The organism is Bradyrhizobium sp. BR 1433 (assembly GCF_051547665.1).
Classification (GTDB): domain Bacteria; phylum Pseudomonadota; class Alphaproteobacteria; order Rhizobiales; family Xanthobacteraceae; genus Bradyrhizobium; species Bradyrhizobium australafricanum.
On record NZ_JBPUGG010000001.1, the window covers coordinates 4,137,718 to 4,157,427 of the forward strand.

The 19,710-nt window shown below is 64.5% G+C and carries 18 protein-coding genes; 3 read left to right on the plus strand and 15 right to left on the minus strand.

The genetic code is table 11. From position 1 onward, the window contains the following. Window positions 1-8 precede the first annotated feature (8 nt). The gene (locus ACSKB9_RS20215; RefSeq protein ID WP_438080309.1) at window positions 9-1,724 is read left to right on the plus strand and encodes a DUF5801 repeats-in-toxin domain-containing protein; all 1,716 of its coding nucleotides are present in this window, start codon (window positions 9-11) and stop codon (window positions 1,722-1,724) included. Window positions 1,725-1,828: 104 nt separating this feature from the next. On the opposite strand, the gene ACSKB9_RS20220 is transcribed toward ACSKB9_RS20215, so the two are convergent. Both ACSKB9_RS20220 and ACSKB9_RS20225 read right to left on the minus strand, forming a co-directional pair. Then, complete coding sequence (locus ACSKB9_RS20220; RefSeq protein ID WP_438075239.1) at window positions 1,829-3,043, minus strand: alkaline phosphatase family protein; 1,215 nt, start codon at window positions 3,041-3,043, stop codon at window positions 1,829-1,831. Next, the gene (locus ACSKB9_RS20225; protein WP_438075241.1) at window positions 2,973-3,599 is read right to left on the minus strand and encodes an alkaline phosphatase family protein; all 627 of its coding nucleotides are present in this window, start codon (window positions 3,597-3,599) and stop codon (window positions 2,973-2,975) included. Before ACSKB9_RS20225 ends, ACSKB9_RS20220 begins: the two co-directional genes overlap by 71 nt. A gap of 388 nt (window positions 3,600-3,987) precedes the next feature. Here ACSKB9_RS20225 and ACSKB9_RS20230 point away from each other — a divergent pair, with 388 nt between their 5' ends. After that, window positions 3,988-5,337 (plus strand): cytochrome c peroxidase, encoded by a 1,350-nt coding sequence (locus ACSKB9_RS20230; RefSeq protein ID WP_438075243.1) that lies wholly within the window; start codon window positions 3,988-3,990, stop codon window positions 5,335-5,337. 12 nt (window positions 5,338-5,349) lie between these two features. Here the strand turns inward: ACSKB9_RS20230 and ACSKB9_RS20235 are convergent, their stop codons facing one another. The 4 genes from ACSKB9_RS20235 to ACSKB9_RS20250 form a co-directional block, all read right to left on the minus strand. After that, window positions 5,350-6,036: a hypothetical protein gene (locus ACSKB9_RS20235; protein WP_438075245.1), complete on the minus strand. Its 687-nt coding sequence runs from the start codon at window positions 6,034-6,036 to the stop codon at window positions 5,350-5,352. A 118-nt stretch (window positions 6,037-6,154) separates the two neighbouring features. Continuing rightward, complete coding sequence (locus ACSKB9_RS20240; protein WP_438080310.1) at window positions 6,155-8,206, minus strand: phospholipase C; 2,052 nt, start codon at window positions 8,204-8,206, stop codon at window positions 6,155-6,157. Between the two features lie 243 nt (window positions 8,207-8,449). Continuing rightward, window positions 8,450-9,826: a cytochrome c peroxidase gene (locus ACSKB9_RS20245; protein WP_438075247.1), complete on the minus strand. Its 1,377-nt coding sequence runs from the start codon at window positions 9,824-9,826 to the stop codon at window positions 8,450-8,452. Continuing rightward, window positions 9,823-10,608, minus strand: a complete 786-nt coding sequence (locus ACSKB9_RS20250; protein WP_438075249.1) for an EfeM/EfeO family lipoprotein — start codon at window positions 10,606-10,608, stop codon at window positions 9,823-9,825. The genes ACSKB9_RS20245 and ACSKB9_RS20250 overlap by 4 nt, the downstream gene beginning before the upstream one ends. A gap of 298 nt (window positions 10,609-10,906) precedes the next feature. Here ACSKB9_RS20250 and ACSKB9_RS20255 point away from each other — a divergent pair, with 298 nt between their 5' ends. Further along, window positions 10,907-11,344, plus strand: coding sequence for a prepilin peptidase (locus tag ACSKB9_RS20255; RefSeq protein ID WP_438075251.1), 438 nt, complete (start codon window positions 10,907-10,909; stop codon window positions 11,342-11,344). Between the two features lie 20 nt (window positions 11,345-11,364). Here the strand turns inward: ACSKB9_RS20255 and ACSKB9_RS20260 are convergent, their stop codons facing one another. The 9 genes from ACSKB9_RS20260 to ACSKB9_RS20300 are packed head-to-tail and all read right to left on the minus strand — an operon-like array spanning window position 11,365 to window position 19,554. Beyond that, window positions 11,365-12,012: a hypothetical protein gene (locus tag ACSKB9_RS20260; RefSeq protein ID WP_438075253.1), complete on the minus strand. Its 648-nt coding sequence runs from the start codon at window positions 12,010-12,012 to the stop codon at window positions 11,365-11,367. After that, window positions 12,009-12,572, minus strand: coding sequence for a type II secretion system protein GspM (gene gspM / locus ACSKB9_RS20265; RefSeq protein WP_063790101.1), 564 nt, complete (start codon window positions 12,570-12,572; stop codon window positions 12,009-12,011). The genes ACSKB9_RS20260 and gspM overlap by 4 nt, the downstream gene beginning before the upstream one ends. Then, window positions 12,569-14,557, minus strand: coding sequence for a PilN domain-containing protein (locus ACSKB9_RS20270; RefSeq protein ID WP_438075255.1), 1,989 nt, complete (start codon window positions 14,555-14,557; stop codon window positions 12,569-12,571). The genes gspM and ACSKB9_RS20270 overlap by 4 nt, the downstream gene beginning before the upstream one ends. Beyond that, window positions 14,557-15,264: a PulJ/GspJ family protein gene (locus ACSKB9_RS20275; RefSeq protein ID WP_438075257.1), complete on the minus strand. Its 708-nt coding sequence runs from the start codon at window positions 15,262-15,264 to the stop codon at window positions 14,557-14,559. The genes ACSKB9_RS20270 and ACSKB9_RS20275 overlap by 1 nt, the downstream gene beginning before the upstream one ends. Then, window positions 15,261-15,680 carry a prepilin-type N-terminal cleavage/methylation domain-containing protein gene (locus tag ACSKB9_RS20280; RefSeq protein WP_438075259.1) on the minus strand — a complete coding sequence of 140 codons (420 nt, stop codon included), beginning with the start codon at window positions 15,678-15,680 and terminating at the stop codon, window positions 15,261-15,263. The genes ACSKB9_RS20275 and ACSKB9_RS20280 overlap by 4 nt, the downstream gene beginning before the upstream one ends. Next, window positions 15,646-16,110, minus strand: coding sequence for a pilus assembly FimT family protein (locus ACSKB9_RS20285; protein ID WP_438075261.1), 465 nt, complete (start codon window positions 16,108-16,110; stop codon window positions 15,646-15,648). Before ACSKB9_RS20285 ends, ACSKB9_RS20280 begins: the two co-directional genes overlap by 35 nt. A gap of 15 nt (window positions 16,111-16,125) precedes the next feature. Beyond that, window positions 16,126-16,644: a type II secretion system major pseudopilin GspG gene (gspG, locus tag ACSKB9_RS20290; protein ID WP_057017723.1), complete on the minus strand. Its 519-nt coding sequence runs from the start codon at window positions 16,642-16,644 to the stop codon at window positions 16,126-16,128. Between the two features lie 17 nt (window positions 16,645-16,661). Beyond that, window positions 16,662-17,873 carry a type II secretion system F family protein gene (locus ACSKB9_RS20295; RefSeq protein ID WP_253606581.1) on the minus strand — a complete coding sequence of 404 codons (1,212 nt, stop codon included), beginning with the start codon at window positions 17,871-17,873 and terminating at the stop codon, window positions 16,662-16,664. Between the two features lie 4 nt (window positions 17,874-17,877). Then, window positions 17,878-19,554 carry a GspE/PulE family protein gene (locus tag ACSKB9_RS20300; protein WP_438075263.1) on the minus strand — a complete coding sequence of 559 codons (1,677 nt, stop codon included), beginning with the start codon at window positions 19,552-19,554 and terminating at the stop codon, window positions 17,878-17,880. Window positions 19,555-19,710: the final 156 nt, after the last annotated feature.

Here is a 19,710-nt window from a genome sequence, read left to right on the forward strand (position 1 = left end):
CCGGTCTGATCGATTCGCATACCGGCTGCTCCGACGTGCTGGTTCTGAACGGCAACACCATCGAAGGCCATGTTGGCACAGCAAGTGGCGCGCTGGCATTCACCATCGCGGTTGATCCGGCCACGGGATGCGTCACCTTCACCGAATATCGCGCGGTGACGCATCCGGCCTGCGCCGGCCCTGACAGCGGCGAAGCCGTGTCGCTGACCGCCGGCGTCGTAAACCTGGTTGCCACCATCACGGACAAGGACGGCGACTTCCAGAGCGCGTGCATCGACCTCGGCAAGCAACTGACGATCACGGACGATCACCCGACCATTTGCGGCTTCCCGGAGACCTTCGTCGCCGCTCAGGATCATCAGACTGCGACAGGTACCTACGATATCAATTTCGGCGCGGATGGCGATGCCGCGATGTTCGTTGCCGTCCACAACGGTCCGGTCGGCTGCACGGGATATGATCTGGCCACATCATGCCTGGGCAACGGCGTCACCGCGGTGCACGTCACCGGACATGGCGATGACTACAACTTCTACTATACGACCCATGAAGTGGGCGGCGGCGTCGAACTCGACGCGTATCTTACCGATTGCGGCGGCAGGTTGGACGATCCTTATTTCAAGTTGCTGATCAATCCGGATGGAACATTCTGCTTTGATCTCGAGCACGCCGGGCCGTCGAAGGACGTCACCGTCCATGGCTCCGATTTTGATGCCCCGATCTGCGGCACGCCGTCATTGACGGCTCCGGACGGACAACTGGTTATTACCGGGTCGGACTGCGCCGGCCAGCCGCTCGATGTCAAGGCATCGGACTGCGGTATTGCGGTCGGCGACAGTGGACTGCAGATGGACCCGGCCGAGCAGTTGAATCTCGCGTTCACCGAGAAGCAGTCGCAGGTCGGCTTCAATCTCACGGAATGGCAGGGCTACGGCACCGCCGGTGTGATCCTCAAGGTTCTTGATGGCAGCGCCGACGTTCACGACTTCTGCATCGATGTTCCCAGGCCGCTCTGCGGCAGTGCCGGCTTCGTGGTGCAGGAGACATCGGATGCTTCGCTGATCGACACCTACACCTTTGATGCCACGACGACGACGTATACGCTTTACGTTGACAGGTCGTTCGATCAAGTCCAGGTCGACTACGATCGGGTGGAAGCCGGGTGTCCCACCTTCGCGATCAACAACATCAGCTATACCGAAAAGACGAGCATCAATGCGGATCTGCTGTTCGATGTGACGGCGGTCGATGCGGACGGCGATTCGGCCACGAGCAGCCTTCAGGTCGATATTCAGTGCCACACGGCGGGGATGGACACCTTCATATTCGCCGCCAGCCAGGACAGCCCCGCGCCGCCGGTCGGCGCCAGCGCTCCCGCACCCGATGTTAGTCCGATGTCAACGAGTAGCCACGAGGACGCGGCATTGTCTCAGGCAATCTTGCCCTTTGTAGACGGCGGAACGTCGGGAACGACCGAGCAGTCCTTTCATTTCGCGGAGCCTTCGAGCCTTGAACAGCAGGGAGCTTCGTCCCCTCCACAATTCGATCAAAGCCTCGCGTGGTTCGGCCGCCAGGACGATTCCGCTGGATTCCAGCTGGCACAAGAAGTTGCAGCTGGTGGAACGCCGACAGTTGGGCCGGTCCCGGAGCACCAAGCAGATTTCTTCCCGGACCATACGCCGGACGCCGTCATGACCCATCCGCTACACGATCTGATCATGTAGCGATCGCTTCGTGTAGCGATCCCTTCGTCTAGCGATCCCTTGGGCGCGTGGCCGGCACTCCGGCCCGCGTCGGACGTTGACGCGGGCCGGCAGCGTTTCTCGTGTCAGTGCCAGCCCTCGCCGGCCTTCAGCGCCGCCGAGAGGCTGCGCACCGGGCGCGTCACCAGCGGATCGAGATCGAAGCGCTTTTCGAGCATCTTGAGGATCGACGTGGTGTCGAAGTCCTCATGCGCGACGCCCGACTTGTTGAAGCGCTTGGCGATCAAGAGCGCCGGAATGCGGGTGCCCGGGCCCCACTGGTCCGCGGCCTTGGCTTCGGCACCATGACGGTTGAACGGCGGCGGCGGAACGTGATCCCACTGCCCGCCGAACTCGTCATAGGTGATGACGATCAGCGTGTCCTTGCCATCCGGCCCCTCGACGATCGCCTTGACGAGATCGACGAGATGCTGGCTGCCTTCGGACTCGCTGGTGTAGCCCGGATGCTCGTTTTCCTCGCCGATCGGCTTGATGAAGCTGACCTGCTTCAGCCGGCCGGTCTTCGCCGCCTGGATGAACTCCGCCTCGTCCTTCAGACGATCCTTGCGGGCCTGCGTTCCGGGCGCGTAGTTGGCGAAGTAATTGAGCGCCTGATGGTGATACTGGAAATCCACGTCCGGGCAGTTCGGGAACACCGCCGTGGAGACATGGTTCGGGTCGGTGCAGGTCGTGCCGTTGCCGTTGGTCCAGCCCGAAGCGCCGACGTCGCCGTTGGCGTTCGACCAGCCGCCCGAATACCAAGCCCAATCGACGCGCTTTGCCGACAGCCGATCGCCGATGTTCGGCGTGTGCAGCGGCGGCAGGCGCTTGATGTCGGCGGTGCCCGGGGAATAGGGCTGATAGAACGGCTGCGTCGTGTTGACCGCGTAGTCGCCGCAGGCGAGGCCCGCCGGCAGGCCGGCCTGATTGCACTTCGCCGTCAGCTGCGCATCCTTCACGGTCGAGAGCGGCGTGTAGAGCGGCGTGCTGGTCGGCATGCCGTTGGCATCGACGATCGAGTGGAAATCGTTGGCGCTGCCGTCATTCAGGGCACCGACGAACTGCGGCGCCGCGGCGGCGACCAGGAACTGGTGGTCGAGGAACGAACCGCCGAAGGCGCCCTGGAAGAAGCTGTCGGCAATGATGTAGTTCGGCGCGCCGTTGCCGTGGAGATAGGTGTAGATGGGCAGCTTCTTGGTGTCGTAATAGCCCATCACCAGACCCGCCGCATCACTGCCGGTCATGTAGCGGTTCTGCCGGCCGCCGTTGAGCTGGTACTGCTCGCTGTAGAAGCGGTGCACGATGTCCGCGGTGCAGCCGCCGGGCGCGCCGGTGCCGTTGAGGAAACCGTGAGCCGCGAAAGCGCCGAGCGGCTTCGGGCAGGTGGTGGCCGAGGTCGGAATGAATTCGTTGATCTCGAACGGCTTGTTCCTGAAGGCGCTCAGGATCGCGACCGTGCCCGTATTGTCGGTGCAGCTCGTTCGGTTGCGGCGACGGAGAAGTCAGGTTGACGTCGTTCTGCAGCAGACAAGCATAGACGGTCTGGTTGTCCTGCCGAACCTGCAGGGTGTGCGCCTGATCGGCATAGGATGTGCCGTTGATCCGGTCGCGGCCGACGTCGCCCCAGTGACCGTAGAGGTTATCGAAGCTGTGGTTCTCCTGATAGATGACGACGATGTGCTTGTACTGGTGCACGCCTTCATGGCCACGATCCCGCAGGTCGCGCAGCTCGTCCTTGATCTCGTGCTTGAACTCATCAACGATCTTCTCGACCAAATTCTCTGCGTTTGCTACCGGCGAGATGACAACGGCGCCAGCAACAACCGCGAGCGCCGGAATGGCTCCCCAAAGCCGCATAGTGCTCTCCTGATTTTAGAAAGAAATAGAAATGGAGCTACACGCTATGCAAAACACATTTCGCTGGGATGACTGTTTTTCGACGCGCGCGCAAACGCGCGGAAGGATGCTCGCGCACCAACAGACTTTCATCCTGTCAAACGCAGACTGCGCTGCGCTTCGCTGATCGAGCGTCATCAAACCGCAATCAAAATTCGTCTATCCAGTCAGATGGTCATTGATCCTGCCGACAGGAAACTGTCACCTCCGTGACATCTTCCGACGCACGGCAGCGCATATGCATTTGTGACAGGGGCGTTTTCGCGCGATGGCTTGGGATATTCTGGCGTCCGGCTCCGGAAAACATCGTGCGACAGCCGCTGATCGCGGCGTCAGACCGGCACGGGGCGTGTGGCTGGCGCTCGTCGTTGCCCTGCTCCCGTTGCGCGCGACGGCGTTCCCGCTCGGCGGCGACCAGACCGTGCTGCCGGCCGGCACTGAATTTTCCGAGGAGGCGCTGGCGCGGCCGCGCGAACTCTTTCATTCCGAAGCCGTCGGTGGGCGAAAGTCCTATTTGGTCAATCTCGGCGATCTAGCGTTCAACTCGCCTTCCATCCTCGGCGGCAAGGCGCGTCAGGCCGAGATGAGCTGCGGCACCTGTCACGTCAACGGCGCATCGAACCCGAAACTGTTCGTTCCGGGCGCATCCTCCCGGCCGGGCACCTTCGATACGACCAGCCTTGTCTTCAACGCGAAGACGTTCAACAGCATCCTCGATCCGGTGAGGATTCCAAGCCTGCGCGGCGCCCGCTTCCTCGCCCCCTACGGACATGACGGGCGCATCACGTCGCTGCGCGACTTCGTCTACAATGTCATCGTCAATGAATTTTCCGGTCCTAAGCCGCGCGACGAGGTCCTCGACGGCCTCGTCGCCTATATCAACGATATCGATTTCCTGCCCAATCCGAAGATTGCACCCGGCGGCAGGCTTGCCGCGCAGGCGAGCCTGGCCGAGCGCCGCGGCGAGGCGCTGTTCTTCAAGCCGTTCCCGAAGCAGGCCGAGCTGAGCTGCGCCGGTTGTCATGTTCCGGGTGGTACCTTCAACGACCAGATGCGCCACGACGTCGGATCCGGTGGACTGGTGAAGACCCCGACTTTGCTGAACGCCAACTTCAACGCCCCGTATTTCCACGATGGCCGCTACGACAGCTATGAACAGGTGGTCGATCATTTCGATCGTGTGTTCGACCTCGAACTATCGACCCAGGACACCCAGGACCTCGTGGCCTATCTGAATGCGGTCGGCGACGGCGAACGCCCGTTCGACAAGGACGGCATCATGCTCCGGATGAAAGAGGTGCTCGAGCTCTCGAGCGTCCTCGAGGTCGCGATCCCGGCTGCCGACACCGCGGTGGTGTCGCTGGCCGTGACCGGGGTCGGAGCCGAGCTGCGCGAACTGACCGAGCGCATCCCGGACATCAGGAACACCGCGATCGGTGGCAAGGACGAGCGGCTGGCGGCGCGCGCGATCCTGAAGGACCTCGTTCTCACCCTGCGCCGCATCGATCTCGACGTCGCCGCCGGCCGTATCGACGACGCGATGGCTGAATATCGCAACTTTGCGCAGCTGGCGCACTTCGACGTACCCGTCGCTCTGAAAAAGGCCGAACCCTGGTCGCTGTTCAACAGCAACGTGCATCAGTCGCACTACACCGCGCTCGGCCGGATCCTGCCGGTGACAAGCCAGCAGTCGCAATAACGGACAGCGTGCTCACTCCGAAGCCGGCGGCTCAACCCACACATCGCTCTGCTGTATCCGACGGATCAAGGCCCGCGGGTCGAACTTGCGCAAGCCTGCGGGGATTTCGAACGTCTGCGCCGGCTGCGGCTCGTCGCGGATGTGATCGGCAGCGATCACCGTCCCATCCGCGGTCTTGATCCGTACCGGAAATCTGCGCGCGCGGTCGATCCAGCCGACAAAGCTCAAACCGGACGGCGCGGCGATTCGAAAGACGTCTGCGTCGTGCCCCGCGATGGTTTCCGCTCCATCGCGCTGGCAGTGCCACGTCGCGAGGTCGATCGGCGCGGACAGCTGCGCCATCGCCAGCCATTGCCGGCAGGGATCATCCGGATCAACCGGAATGAACATCCGGGTGAGCGGGCTCGATTGCCGCGCGTCCATGTAAACCCGTGCCGCCGGACGGACGAAATAGGCCGCGGGCTTGCCCGTATCGATCAGGAAGAAGCCGTCGGGCAGCGCGCTTGTCTCGATCCGTGCTTTTCCGCCCGAGACCCGCAAGGCTCCCATGGCGGTTGCCGTGTCGTCCTTGTTCGCGACGAGGTCGGCGGAAAACTGCTGTGCCGCGGCCGGGATCGCCGTGCCGGCCAGGATGGCAACGGCAAGCAGGCCGGCCGCGACGCTGGCGCTGATCGAGCACGTCTTCTCGTTGCGTTTCATCGCGTGTCTCCGGTCGATCAGGTGGTGGGGACAGAACATGACGGCGCCGACCGAACCATTGGTTCGATCGGCGCCGGCCTCGGATGGAGTCAAAACCTCGCCGTGGGCGAGAGCTTGATCACTCGGTGTAGGACAACGTGACCGGCTTGCTGAAGTCGAACGCGTCGAACATGTCAGACAATGCCGGGCTGTTGGTCGGAACGTACTCGTTGTTCTTCGAGTAGGTCGGGTTCGGCAGGTTGTCGCGGCTGCGGTTCGTGAGCGGCTGGAGAGCCCAGTTGCGCTCGATGAACTTCAGCAGCGAAACGTGGTCGGCGTAGTTGTGGTTGACCTTGCCGCCCGTCGAATAGGGCGAAAGGATCAGGGTCGGAATGCGCGGTCCGTCGCCGAAGAAGTCGATGGACTGCTGGTAGCCGGAGTCCCAATAGCCGCCGGCCTCGTCCCAGGTGATGAAGACAGCGGTTTCAGCCTTCAGCTCCGGGTTGTTGTCCAGCGAGTTGAGCACGTTCAGGACATAGGCCTCGAACAGGTCAACCTTCGAGCTCTGCGGATGACCGTCGAGCAGGCCGTCCGGCTTGCCGAACGACACCGCAGGCAGCGTGTTGTTCTGGATCGCCGTGATCAGATCGGCAGTGTCCTTCATGTGAGCCTGACGCACGGCCGGGTTGGCCATGATCGAGGTCGCATACTGGAACGGATTGCAGATCTGGCAGTAGGCAACGCCGAGCGCGTGCGCCGGATCGGCGACCGCAGCGGCGCTGAGGTTGGGGTTCGACGGATTGGCGGCAACCGCGGCGTTGGAAAGCGCCACGGCGTCGTTGAACGCGCCACCGTAGAACGCCCAGGAGACGTTCTTCTCCATGAGCGCATCGCCGATCGTGCGAACCGACGACGGCGGCACGTTGTTGCCACCCGACAGCGCGCCGTTCGGCAGATAGCCCGGGTTGACGTTGTTGAGCATGTAGTAGTGGTTGGGCTTGCAGTTCGGCTCCGCCGCGTATGGCAGATTGTTGAGGTAGGTGACGATCGGCTTGACGCCGGGCTGGAAGACATCAGAGCAATTGCTCCAATTGCCGTCGACGGTGTAGCGGTTGACCGAACCCGCGACCGGATTCGGATTGGCGATCAGGTTGGCCGGCGGCGTCACCGGATTGCCCTTGCCGTCGCTCCAGAAGGCCGCGTCACCGGTACCGAGCATGAAGTGGTTCGCGCCGGTGCCGCCATGGAACGACTGGTGGAAGTTGTCGCTCAGGGTGAAGCGGTCGGCCAGCATCTTCAGGACCGGAGCCTGCCCCTGCTGGGCGTTGTAGTAGCCCATCGAGTTGGCCATGCTCTTGTTGGACGCCGAATAGGTCGCCATCACGAACGGGAACAGATCGTTCAGGCAGCCCGAATTGTTCTTCTTGGTGGCGTTGGCGGCGCTGCAGTCTTCCTGCTGCCAATCCTGGTAGAAGCGATGCGTCGAGTCGCCGGTGTAGTCGTCGTCGCTGATCTGCTCACCCTGCAGCTGGAACGGTCCGTTCAGACCGCCGGCGCCGGGAATGCGGGTATCCAGCACACCGGTCGGCAGGGCGCTGAAGCCGGTGGTGAGGATGTCGAGATCGGCCGGGTCCATGTCCTTCTCGACGCTGGCTTCGGCGATCGTCTTGAACGGGGGCGCGGTGTCGCTCTGCGCGGTCGGCGTGCCGGCCGTGTTCGGCTGCGGCATCGGGTTGGTCGCGTTGTAGGGCGACTTCGCGATCGTCGGCGCGCCGACATAGTACAAGGGCTGGCCCGCGACCGAGGACTGCTGCGCCTGCGCAAAGTTCGGTCCCGGCGTTCCATCCTCGTTGACGATGCCCTTCGACAACAGGTTGGAGATGGTCTGCCCCTTGCCCTTCGGCTTGTAGATACCGAAGGTGTGATCGAGGCCGCGGTTCTCACCGATCAGGATGATGACGTGCTTGATCGGCGACGCGGTCTTCACGCCGTGATCGCCGTCACCATGATGGCCATGGTTCCCATGATTCGCACGATCGCCCTCTTCGTGCGCCTGGTGATTGTGATGCGGACGCTTGTCCCAATCACTGCGGCCGCCCGGATAGTGAGCGGCATATGCGGCTGTTGCGACGAGCACCGTTGACGCGATGCAGAGCGCGGTGCTGGTTCGCCAGTGCTTTTTGTAATTCAAACTCATTGTCGACCTCAGGGTGTTTGCGGTTAGCAACACACACTGCTTAGTGCGACAATATGACGCATCGTTTTCGCTTACATGAAAGCGCGCAAGAAATTTCGAAACGTTCAAATATTTTCTGAGGAGACATCTGCCGCCGCGCGGTGCATCTCCACGATTCGACCATGCAACCAATGATCGAAAATTCATCACGCATCCGCGCCGCAGCGCAGATCGCAAAATCACTTCAATACAACGCAATCAATGCGAAAGGTGCTTGGAGCGCATCACCTGGCGAAGCGCAGCATAATGCTGGTCATGCACGCCTTGATTGAATAGCGACCATGGCTCGGCGCTGGCCAACAGCGCAGGCACTGCAGCAGCCATCAGATTGCGATAATTCCTGAACTCGGTTGCGGCATCCGCGTTGCGCCCTGCCGCAACCGCCATCTCGATTCGCCGCAGCGTGAGCACGAGCTCCTTGAGGCCGTTGCGCGCAAGTACGCGCTGCTGCTCGCCGCCCGAGACGCTGGTGTTCTTGCGGTCGGGATATTGCTCGGTCAACTCGCGCAACTCGCGACCGATCGTATCGACCGCCAGCGCGACGATGTCCTTGTCACCGGACGGAATCGCGGTCGCGAGCACCGTCGAGAAATCGTTGATCTCCTTCAGCGTTGCCCCGGCGCCGTCGCGCTCATAGGGCTGAACGCCATCGCCGACTGCCGTGAGATCGGCGACGAGGTCGCCCTTGTCCTGCGCCGAGAGCTCGAGCTGAAAGGTCCGGTCGAAATAATCGACGACCTGGTCGTAATTGTCGAAGCGGCCGTCGTGAAAGTACGGCGCGTTGAAATCGGCATTGCGCAGCGTCGGCGTCTTGAACAGTCCGCCCGAACCGACATCGTGCTGCTGGTGATCGACAAAGCCGGACGACGGAACGTGGCATCCCGCGCAGCTCAGCGCGGGATCGTGCGGGAACGGCTTTGCGAACAGCACCTCGCCGCGGCGCTCCGCGTCGCTGATCTTGCCGGCCAGCCGTCCGGCGGGTCCAAGGCTCGGATTGGGCAGGAAGTCGATGTCGTGAATATACGCCACGATCGCATCGAGCGTTGCCGGCGACGGCTCGGGACCTGCGAACTCGTTGGTGATGACGTTGTGGACGAAGTCGCGCAGCGAGGCGAATCGGCCGTCGGCGCCGTAGGGCGCTAGATAACGGGCGCCGCGCAGGCTCGGGATCCGCACTGGATCGAACGCCAGATTGTTGGCCTTCGGATTGAACAGCGGACCGGTGGTGTCGAACGTGCCGGGCCGGCTCGACATCTTCGGCATGAAGAATTTGGCGTTGTTCGCGCCATTGACGTGGCAGGTGCCGCAGCTCACGCCGGCCTGCCGCGCCACGTCACCGAGCAGCCCGGGCGAATTGAATGCGAGATCGCCGAGATTCACCAGATACGACTTGGCTCCGGTCCGCTCGGACTGGAACACCTCGCGCGGCTTGTCGAGCGCATCCTCGTTCAGTTCGGTCGCGACAGGCAGCACGGTCTTGTCACCGTCGACCGGAAACGCCACCGCACGCCCAAGCAGTGCCAGGGCGATGACACCGGAGAGCAGCGCAGCCAGACGCAGGTGAAGCGATGTCATCGCGCCTGGGCCTCCAGGGTCGGCCGCTGCAGCCCGAGCTTTGCCGAGGCGCTCTGCAGCGCAACCACCAGTTCCTCACTGGTCTGGCGCAGTTCGGCAATGTTGACATGCGGCAGGTCGGGCGTGGCGACGATCGCTTCGAGCTGTTCGATCCGGTTGGTCACCATCTCGTCGAGCTTGCCGTCGACCGTGTTGAGCGCGGCCGAGAAGATCGTATGGTAGGCGAAATCGATCCCGGCGATATTGTTGCGCATGTCGTCCAGCGAGGTGCCGCTGATGCGCGACTCGCCGCCATCGGCCTTGCTCTCTCCGACTTCGTAAGCGAGCCGCACCGTGCCATCCAGAAGGCCCTGCGGCGTCAGCTTGATATCCTTGAGCTTGCCGTGGAGATCGTTCAGATGCTCGACAAGGCCGGTCGCATCGGTGACCACGTCGGTGCTGGCAGCTCCGAACAGTTTCGCCTCGATGGCGTGGAACCCGCTGTCCGCGTTCGGCCAGGCGTCGATCTGTGCGTCGAGCTCAGGCACGAACCCCGCGGTGAACACCTCTGAGCGCTCCCAGCCGGCGCGCGCCGATAGCCAGGCCTTCTTCGCTCCGGGCAAATCCGCCGCTGCGGCGCGCTCGCGCAGTGCACGCGCGCCTGTCAGCGCACTGGCGACGCCCTCGATCAAATATGGCCGGTAGCGCTCGGCGCCCTCCTCGAGAGCGCCGGCATTCGCGGCGCGCACGCCTGCGAACGCTGCCAGCAAAGCAAGGCACGCCGCCACTTGCATCTTGTGCATAGTCAACCCACTCGTCTGCCACGAAGGGCTCGCGGCATGTAGCGGAGCGAACTATTGTCGGTATCCTATGCGGATTTGTGACAGCGCAGACTTTTTGTCGCATCTTTTCTGCTTCGCAATCGTCGATGACGATCACAATCTCGCAAACTCGTTGGTGGTGCTGCAGACGGATTGAAATTGGACTGTTCAACGCGCGTGAGTTGTTGCAACACAACGTTCGCACCCGTCACACTTGTCCGTCGTCATGCAGATTGATCGCGAAGCTCTCTATTTTATCGGATCTTACGGCGCGCTTTGCATGCTTTGCTGCGCGGTCGCGCTGATCGATCTTCGCCACGGCATCATCCCCAATTGGCTGAACCTTGCGATCGCGGCGCTCGGTCTCGCCAACGTCGTCGTCACCGAAGGCACGATGGCCGCCTTCACCGCCACGGCGATTGCGGTCCTGGTCGGCATCGTGTTCCTTCTACTGCAGCGTCTTTACTTCGCCTTGCGGCATGTCGACGGATTGGGACTTGGCGACGTCAAGTTTCTTGCCGCGGCGGCGATCTGGGTCGGCGCGACAGGCGTTCCGACCTTGCTGCTGATCGCGGCACTCGCGGCGCTCGGTGTTGCCGGCGGCCTGCAACTCGCAGGTCACGAGATGAAGCGCCAGACCTCGATCCCGTTCGGCCCGTTTCTGGCGCTCGGGCTTCTCGTGACGCCGGCCCTTCAGAGCTGGCTCGCGTTGAACTAGCATCTCGGTCCGACGCGCGGTCACATCTGGCGCCGCGCGGCCAAGGGCTTCCTTTCGGTGCTGACCGGAACCAGGCGGACATCGCCGCTCTCGTCGCCGCCGGGCTGGGGCAATGTGAGCACGGCCCCCTGATCGTCCTTCTGCATCGTGACTTCGCGGCCGTTGATGGACCGCAGCTTCCATCCCTGGAAGTCATCGCCGATCTTCAGCCGCAGCGCCGTCTTGTTCGACTGATCGAGAAAGATCCCGAAGCTTTCGTCATCTCCCGCAATCGTGCCGACCAGCGACAGCGGCGGTGGCTCGATCGCGACCTTACGCGGCGGCGGCGGCGCTGGCTTGCTGACCTCCGGTTCCGCAACGACGGCAGGTGGCGGTCGCCGCGACGGCGAGAACACCGGCCGGTCGCGCGTGTTGGACAGCGTCTTGAGCGGGATGCCCCACAACGGATTGGCGCTGAGCGGCCGGGGTGTCGGTGCCGGCGACGGGGCCACCCGGACCGACGTCACCGGTTCGGACGGCGGCGGTGAACTCAGCACCGGTCCACCGAGGCGGGTATCGTCGAGCATCCCGGCGTCCAATGCATCGCCGGACGGGGCAGGCACCGCGGCCGGCGCCGAATAGGCCGACACTGCCAACAGCACGATGGTCGCTGCGAAGCGTCGCATCATTTCGCTCCTCGCCATTGTCCGGAGACGCCGAGCAGCACGCGCAGCTTGCCGGGATCGGCGCCCTTGGCGGCCTCGTCGGCGACGGGTTGCACGACCAGTTGGTCGATGAACAAAAACGGCATGCCGGCTTCCAGATCGTAGAGCACCTGCTGCAATTGCGCCTGCTCGATCTCGCTGCTCGCGACCATGCTGATGAAGCCGGCCTTGGCCGGCGCGTTGGGAACATCGAGCTGCGTCGACAGCACGTTGCCGCCGGCCTTGATCACCGCACCCGACACCCGTTGCAGCAAGGTGGCGCCGGCCACCGTGACGGTCGCCCCCTCGAGATAGGCCGAGCCGGTCGGCATCGCCGGCTGACCTGGCGCGGTATTCGCCCTGGATCGCCCCTCCAGTTGCTCCAGCAATCCGGCCGCTGCCGCAACATCGCTGCGCAGGCCGATGATGTCCGAGAGCGACGAGATGACGACAAAGAGCAGCAGCACGAACAGGCCGAGATAGCTCGCGGTCGCGACCATTGGCGAGGTGCTGACAGCGGTCAGCGATCGGGATGCTGCGCTCATGAGCCGGATCCAAAATAAGCAGTGATGTTGGCCTCGACGTGGAACCGCTCGGCCGATTCATTTGCCGCACGCGTCGTCGGCGCGAAGAACGTCGCGCGGGTGAATTGCGGCGACTGCTCCAGCAACCGGATCAGGGATGGCGCATCCTGGGTCAGTCCCACCACCTGCACCTTGTTGCCCTCGATGCGAAGCTCCGTCACATAGGTCGTGTCGGGCAGCACGCGCGAGACCGCTTCCAGGACCATGACGCTCGACGGCGTCGTCTGCTTGCGCTTGGCCAGCAGGCCGAGCCCGGACGAGTCGCCATTGGCATCGAGACGCAGCGCGGCGCGGCGCTGCGCGATCCGGTGTTGCAGATCGTCCTGCTCGGATTGCAGCCACCCGCCGAGATAGATGTTCAGCAGCAGCGAGACCGCGGCCGCGGCCGCTGTCGAGACCAGGCCGACGCGCAACAGGCGCGGAACCGAAGGCCCGGCAAGGCCGCGCAGCGACTTGTCGAGCAGCGTCACCTGCTGCGCGGCGCCGTCGCCGCCAACCGCCGGCGCGAAGACCGCGACGGAGGCGGCGCCGAGCATCCTCGCCATCCGGATCAACGGATCGACCTTCGTCGCCGCGGTCGCGCCGAACGCGACTTCAATGCGGTCATTGGCGATCGGCTGCGGCGAACTCCAGCCAAACACGGCATCGGCGGCGCTCCAAGGTGTCAGCCGGTCGACCTGCGCGCGGATCATGCCGTCGAGGAAGTCGCTTGCCTGGCTCGGGAAATCGAGCACGCGGCTGACGATTTGATCCGATCGCAAACGCACCTCGATGCGGCTGCCGTCGAACGCGGTCTTCCACTCCGCCGGCAGCGGAGGCTGCGGCGCATCGTGATCGAGCCGGAACGAAACCGGCATCGAAGGCGAGCCATCCTTCGAGACCGCGAGGCGGGCGGTGAACGTGCCGTCGCCATTCTCGTCGAGCTCGATGCTGCGCCGGCGCATGAACCTGCCGGCGACGCCGTCGACGGTGGTCGCGACCGCGCCGATCCATTGCTCGAACCATTGCTGTGCCTCGGCAAGCATTGCCATCATCCTCCCTTGCGCAGCAGAACCGGGTTCCGCGGCTCGACGTCGTTTTGCCAGGACAACACCCGATAGGGCTCGACCTTGTCGCCGAGGGCGATCACCGCCTCGGATGTGGTCCGGTGACCGTTGCGGAAGCGGATCGAGATTGCGATCCGATAGCACGGGCTCTGCGCCGTCGATGCCGCGCTTTGCTGGTTTGGGGCCTGCGCGGCCGCGGCGATGCTGTTCGGCGAAGCCGGACGCGCCCCGAAGCCGTCGCTGGTCCTTCCCCGACGCCTTATCGACGGCGAGAGCGACTTCCGGCGCAGCGATGGTCGGATCAACATCCGGACCGCCGTTGAACACCGTCACGAACGGCAACACGCGATCAACAAACGCTTCGGGGATACCGGCGACCAGCGCCAGCTCGTTGACATGGGTGAACAGCCCCTGCCGCGGCGAATAGCCAAGCGCGTTGTAGCGCGCCGCCTCCACATTCTCGCTGCCCGGCGCGGGCCGGGTTCGCCAGCCGACGATCCGGTCGGCATATTCGGCGGCGGCGTCCTTGCGGGCGCCGAGCACGACGAACAGGCCGATCAGCATTTCCTTCGACGCGTAGTTCAGATCAAGGCGGCCGGCCTCCGACGTGAAGGTGACGCCGACGCTGGCATCGTCCAGCCCGAAATGAAGCGCCCCGTACTGTGGTCTCGTCTTCTCGTCCGTCAGCGTCAGCTGATAGGCGGTGAGCTCGAGCCCGGCCGACACCAGCGCCTCGGTCTGCAACGACAGGTCGCTGGCCGCCAGCGCGCGCGCCGACGCGGCCAGATAGGCCGAGAAAATGATCGCCAGCGACGACAGCGCCAGCAGGATCCAGAGCACCGCAACGATGACGAAGCCGCGATTGGCCGGCGATCGGCCGACATTGCCGGACGCGCGCATCACGTCTTCCCCTGATCGGTGGCACTTCCGGAACTCTGCTTGTCGCCGCAATTGCCGTCCGGCTTGGTGCAGTCGCTCGGAATCTGGACATGGACCGGCGCGATGGTCGAAACCGACAGGACGCGCTGGCTCGCCGCATCGCGCACGGTCAGCCGGATCATCGCCGGCAGTCTGTCCGCGTCCCTCCAGGCGCTCTTCCAGGCCCGGTCAGCACCGGCATAGGCGAACGACAGCCGGTAGGGCGCGCGCAGCAGCACCACCGGGCTGCCGAGATGGACCTGCTCCGACAGCGACACCCCGTCCGCCAGCGGCGTGAACCGCGTCTGCGTGCGAACCGTGACGAACTCGCCGCGATCGCGCGTCTCGCCAAGGCGCACCACGTCGAGCCCCGGCCCGGCATTCGGCCCCACCGACGTGCGCACGAACGTCACGGACAACTCCGATCCGTCGAACAGCGGCTTGTGGCTGTCGCGGTTGGCGGCAACGAACTCCGCGGCGGCAAGATCGGCGCCGATCCGCTCCAGCGCGATCCCGATCAATTCGCTGCGCTGGATCCGGTCGAGGCCCCTGTTCCAGCTCGGCAGCCACTGCGCCGTGATGCTGGCGAGCGCCGACAGCAACAGCCCCATCAGCGCCAGCGCGACGATGGTCTCGATCAGCGTGAAGCCGCGCTCGCCTGTTCGCTGGTCTGCCCATGCCCGGGTCATTCCGATGCCCTCGGCATCAGGCGTACGGTGCGAATGTCAGACAGCGCACCGCCCGGAGATTTGACGCGAATCCGCACCAGCTCCGGAGCCCAGGGCACATTGCCCTCGGGCACTTTCCAGTCGCCACCGAGCGGACTGACATCAATCGTCCAGCGGTAGCCCTCCGCCTGCCCCGTCGAGGTGCCCGACTGCAATTCCGCGCGGGGCGGGATGCCGACCGTCATCAAGGTGCGCACCGCCTGCATCAGCGCCACGTGCTGCTCCAGCGCCCGCACGCCGCGCGTCTTGACGCCCATGACGGCGCCGATCGCAACGATCGAGACGGCCACCAGCGCCAGCGCCACCAGCACCTCGATGATGGTGAACCCCGCATCAGTGCGGTTAGTTGGTGGCGACGTCGCGAGCAACGATTTCAACCCTTCCGGTAAGCCAGTTGACGCGGACCTCATATCCCGCATCGAGCCGCGTCAGCGCGATGGAGCCGCCGCAGGAACCGCCATTGGCGAAGAAGCGGATCGTCGACAGTGCGGCGCGGCGCTGACAGCTCTGCGGCAGCACGGCATCGAACCGCACGTCTTCGGGGATCCGCACCGTCATGCGCGACGCGCCGGAGTGGATCACCCGGCTCGGCGCATCGACCAGCGTCGCAACACTGGTGCTGCGCTCGATGGCGGCATTCCGATCGGCCTTCAGCAGCGTCGCGGTCTGCAATGCATAGGCCTGCAGGCGCGATCGCGAGGTCTGGTGCGGAATGAACGGAAGCAGCACGGCCGCCAGCAGCGCGATGATGGCGAGCACGCACACCATCTCGAGCAGGGTGAAACCGCGCTGCGTCGCGTCACTCATGCTTGCGATGCATCCTTACTGGTCGTTGTTGTTGGCGGCGGTGGTCTTCTCGAGCGAGATATCGGCCGAGGTGCCGCTGCCGCCCTCCTGACCATCGGAGCCGTAGGAGACGATGTCATAGGGTCCGTGCTCGCCGGGCGAGCGATAGAGATAGGGGTGGTTCCAGGGATCGTTCGGCACGTTGCCGCCCTTCAGATACGGGCCGTTCCAGGCCGCGACCCCCGGCGTGCGCCGCACCAGCGCGGCAAGCCCCTCAGCCGTGGACGGGAAGCGCCCGGCGTCGAGATAGAACAGGTCGAGCGCGCTGGAGAAGCTCTGCAGCTGAATGCGCGCGGTCTTGACCTTGGATTCGCTGAGATAGTTGAGCACGCGCGGGCCGATCAGCCCCATGATCAGGCCGATGATCGCGATCACCACCAGCATCTCGACCAGCGTGAAGCCCTCCTGCCCCGAACGCCTCTGGCTTTGCGACGGCGCGCGAGCGCGTTCCACTCGCGTGGCGAATGCCTTTATGATGGTGTTGCGCGATATCATGGCCGATGACCCCTGCTCTAACCGACTAGCTGCGTGACCGAGAGCAGCGCCGTCATGACCGACACGATCAGTCCGCCGACGACGGTGCTGATCGTGATGATCGCCAGCGGACCGACGATGCCGACGACCCGGTCCAGGCTGCGCTGCAATTTTGCTTCGTAGAATTCCGCGACCCGCCCGGCCAGCACCGGCAGCTGCCCGGTCTCTTCACCGAGCCGCAGCATGCGGACCGCCATCGGCGGCAGGCTGTCCGCCACGGCGAGTGCTTCCGACAATTTGCCGCCATGGCGGACGCGGTCGGCGGCGGCGGTCCAGTTCGCCTCGCTTCCGGTCACTGACATGATGTCGACCAGGATGCGCAGCGCGGCGGTGAGGTTGACACCGCTGCCGAGCAGGACGCCGAGATTGCGGCAGAACAGGCTGGCGCGATAGAACTGGAAGGCGCTGCTGATGCCCGGCACCCGCGAGATGGCGTTGACCAGCGCGGCGCGGACGCGCGCCTGCCGCAGCAGCCACCATGCGAGCGCAATCGTTGCCGCGCTGATCAGGCTTGCCGCGGTGGCATTGGCGCGCAGGAAATCCGATACCGCAATGAAGCTGGCGAGCGCCGTGTCCGACTTGCCGCCGAAATCGCCGAGCACGGTCGAGAATTGCGGCAGCACGAACAGCAGGAAGAACAGCATCACGCCGGACGCCGCGACCAGCACGAAGGCCGGATATTGCATGGCGTCGGTCAGCTTGCGCCGCATCTGCTCGGAACGCGCGCGCTCGGTGCCCAGCATCTCCAGCACAGAATCGAGCGTGCCGGAGATCTCTCCCACCCGGACCAGGGCGATGTACATCGGCTGGAACAGGGTTGGATGATCGGCGACCGCGTCGGCAAAGCTCTCGCCGGTGAGCAGGGCGGCGCGAATTTTCGCCACCACCGGACGCATCCGGCCCACGTCCGCGTCGCCCGACAGCAGCTCCAAGGCATCGTCGAGACGCGCACCGGCCTTGAGCAGCAGTGCGAGATCACGCGTGAACGTAGTGACCTCGGCCGCGCTCGGCCCGCCGAACAGGCTGCGGCCACCGGTGCCGCCGGATGCGCGCTTGTCCTCGGTGGTTTCGATCGGCAGCAGCTTGAGATATTCGATCCGCCGCGCCACCTCGGCCGCCGTCGGGGCGGAGATCGTGCCGTTCACGATCTCGCCGGCCTGGGTCAGAGCGCGATAGCGATAATTCGGCACGGCGTCACCGCACCGTTGCGACGCGGAGGATCTCGGCGGGCGAGGTCAATCCGGCGCGGCATTTGGCGACCCCATCGTCGAGCATCGTGGTCATGCCCGAGCGGATCGCTATCGTATCGATCTTCAGCCCGTCGGTTCGCTCCCCGATCAGTTCGCGCAGTTCATTGGACAGTTCGAGCAGCTCGAACACGCCGAGGCGGCCGCGATAGCCGGTCCCGCCGCAGCGCTCGCAGCCGCATGGCTCCTGAATGATCTCGTCGGCCTTGAAGCCGAGCGCAGCGAGCCGGGGATCCTCGGCGAAATCAGCCGCTGCCAGCGGCCGCGCCGTCTTGCAGCGCTCGCAGAGTTGCCGTACCAGACGCTGCGCGATCACGCCGCGCAGCACCGAACGCAACAGATAGCCTTCGACCCCGAGGTCGAGCAGACGCGGCACCGCGGCAGCCGCGGTCTCGGTGTGCAGCGTCGTCAGCACCAGATGCCCGGTCAGCGCCGCATGCACCGCGACATGCGCGGTCTCGGAATCTCTGACTTCACCGACCATGATCACGTCAGGGTCCTGGCGAACGAAGGACCGCAGGGCGGTGGCGAAGGTCAGGCCGATCGCGGGCTTGATCTGGGACTGGTTGACGCCGGGAAGCTCGTATTCGACCGGATCCTCGATGGTCAGGATCTTGCGGCTGGGCTCATTGAGGATCGACAGGATCGTCGCCAGCGTCGTGGTCTTGCCGCTGCCGGTCGGCCCCGTGATCACGACCATGCCGTGCGGCAGCTTCAAGAGCCGCCGCAGCTTGGCTTCGTCAGGCTCGGAGAATCCGAGCTTTTCGACCACCAGCAAGCCGCGATCCTTGGGCAGGATGCGGATGACACAGGATTCGCCGTGCTGCGTCGGCATGATCGCGACGCGGATATCGATGTCGGTGCGACCGGCCCGCAGCCGCGCCGCGCCATCCTGCGGCAGGCGGCGCTCGGCGATATTGAGGTTGGCGATGATCTTGATGCGGGAGACCACCGCCTGTGGCAGCACGCCCGACAGCGCGGCGACCGGCCGGAGCAGGCCATCGATCCGCAAGCGCACCATCAGCCCGCCGGAAAACGGCTCGATATGGATGTCGCTGGCGCGAAGCTCGACCGCCTTCTCGATGAGATCGTTGACCGCGCGCACCACCGGCGCGCCGCTGGCGAGATCGCGCAGGCTCTCGATGTCGTCTTCGCGGGGCAGCGCCGCCGCGCTATCGGCGGCCTCGGCCTCCTCGGCGCTGGAAGAGTTGTTCAGCGCGATGGCGATGTCTTCCGACGAAGCCACTTTCACATGGATGCCGGCGCCAAGCACGATCTGTGCCGCCCGCAGCGTCGCCTGATCGGTCGGGTCGACGACCGCGAGCACCGTGGTCCCGTCGGCCGCCCGGCACGGATAGACCATGGTCTCGCGCAGGAAGCGCGGCGAGAACGCCCCGACCAGCGGTTCGGCCGACGTCATCTCCTGGAGCGCCAGGCGGCCGAGCGCAAAGAAGCGCGCGGCTTCGTCGGCGAATTCGGTCGGGGAGAGGCTGGTGACCTCCCACAGCTTCAATTGCCTGACATCGGCGCCCTGCCCGGTCCGCTCAGCCGGTCCATCGCTCGGCGCCAGGTGATTGTTCTGACGCAGATAATCCACGAACCGAACGGACAGGTCGTTGGCCATTCTCGATATCCCGCCACACTATCCCGGATCAGTTCGTGCCAAGTGCCGCTGCGTGCCGTCGTGTTCGGCTCCCCCGGCGATTGTGCGGTTATCGATCCGAAGTGTGACAGCTGTGCGAAGTCACATCATTCGTCCCGCTCAAGAAACTTTGAGGGT

What these genes read in the sequence shown, in the direction of transcription:
- ACSKB9_RS20225 (WP_438075241.1), bottom strand. Translation starts at nt 3,599, where the DNA reads ATGCGGCTTTGGGGAGCCATTCCGGCGCTCGCGGTTGTTGCTGGCGCC.
- ACSKB9_RS20235 (WP_438075245.1), bottom strand. Translation starts at nt 6,036, where the DNA reads ATGAAACGCAACGAGAAGACGTGCTCGATCAGCGCCAGCGTCGCGGCC.
- ACSKB9_RS20245 (WP_438075247.1), bottom strand. Translation starts at nt 9,826, where the DNA reads ATGACATCGCTTCACCTGCGTCTGGCTGCGCTGCTCTCCGGTGTCATC.
- ACSKB9_RS20250 (WP_438075249.1), bottom strand. Translation starts at nt 10,608, where the DNA reads ATGCACAAGATGCAAGTGGCGGCGTGCCTTGCTTTGCTGGCAGCGTTC.
- ACSKB9_RS20255 (WP_438075251.1), top strand. Translation starts at nt 10,907, where the DNA reads ATGCTTTGCTGCGCGGTCGCGCTGATCGATCTTCGCCACGGCATCATC.
- ACSKB9_RS20260 (WP_438075253.1), bottom strand. Translation starts at nt 12,012, where the DNA reads ATGATGCGACGCTTCGCAGCGACCATCGTGCTGTTGGCAGTGTCGGCC.
- gspM (WP_063790101.1), bottom strand. Translation starts at nt 12,572, where the DNA reads ATGAGCGCAGCATCCCGATCGCTGACCGCTGTCAGCACCTCGCCAATG.
- ACSKB9_RS20270 (WP_438075255.1), bottom strand. Translation starts at nt 14,557, where the DNA reads ATGCGCGCGTCCGGCAATGTCGGCCGATCGCCGGCCAATCGCGGCTTC.
- ACSKB9_RS20275 (WP_438075257.1), bottom strand. Translation starts at nt 15,264, where the DNA reads ATGACCCGGGCATGGGCAGACCAGCGAACAGGCGAGCGCGGCTTCACG.
- ACSKB9_RS20285 (WP_438075261.1), bottom strand. Translation starts at nt 16,110, where the DNA reads ATGAGTGACGCGACGCAGCGCGGTTTCACCCTGCTCGAGATGGTGTGC.
- gspG (WP_057017723.1), bottom strand. Translation starts at nt 16,644, where the DNA reads ATGATATCGCGCAACACCATCATAAAGGCATTCGCCACGCGAGTGGAA.
- ACSKB9_RS20300 (WP_438075263.1), bottom strand. Translation starts at nt 19,554, where the DNA reads ATGGCCAACGACCTGTCCGTTCGGTTCGTGGATTATCTGCGTCAGAAC.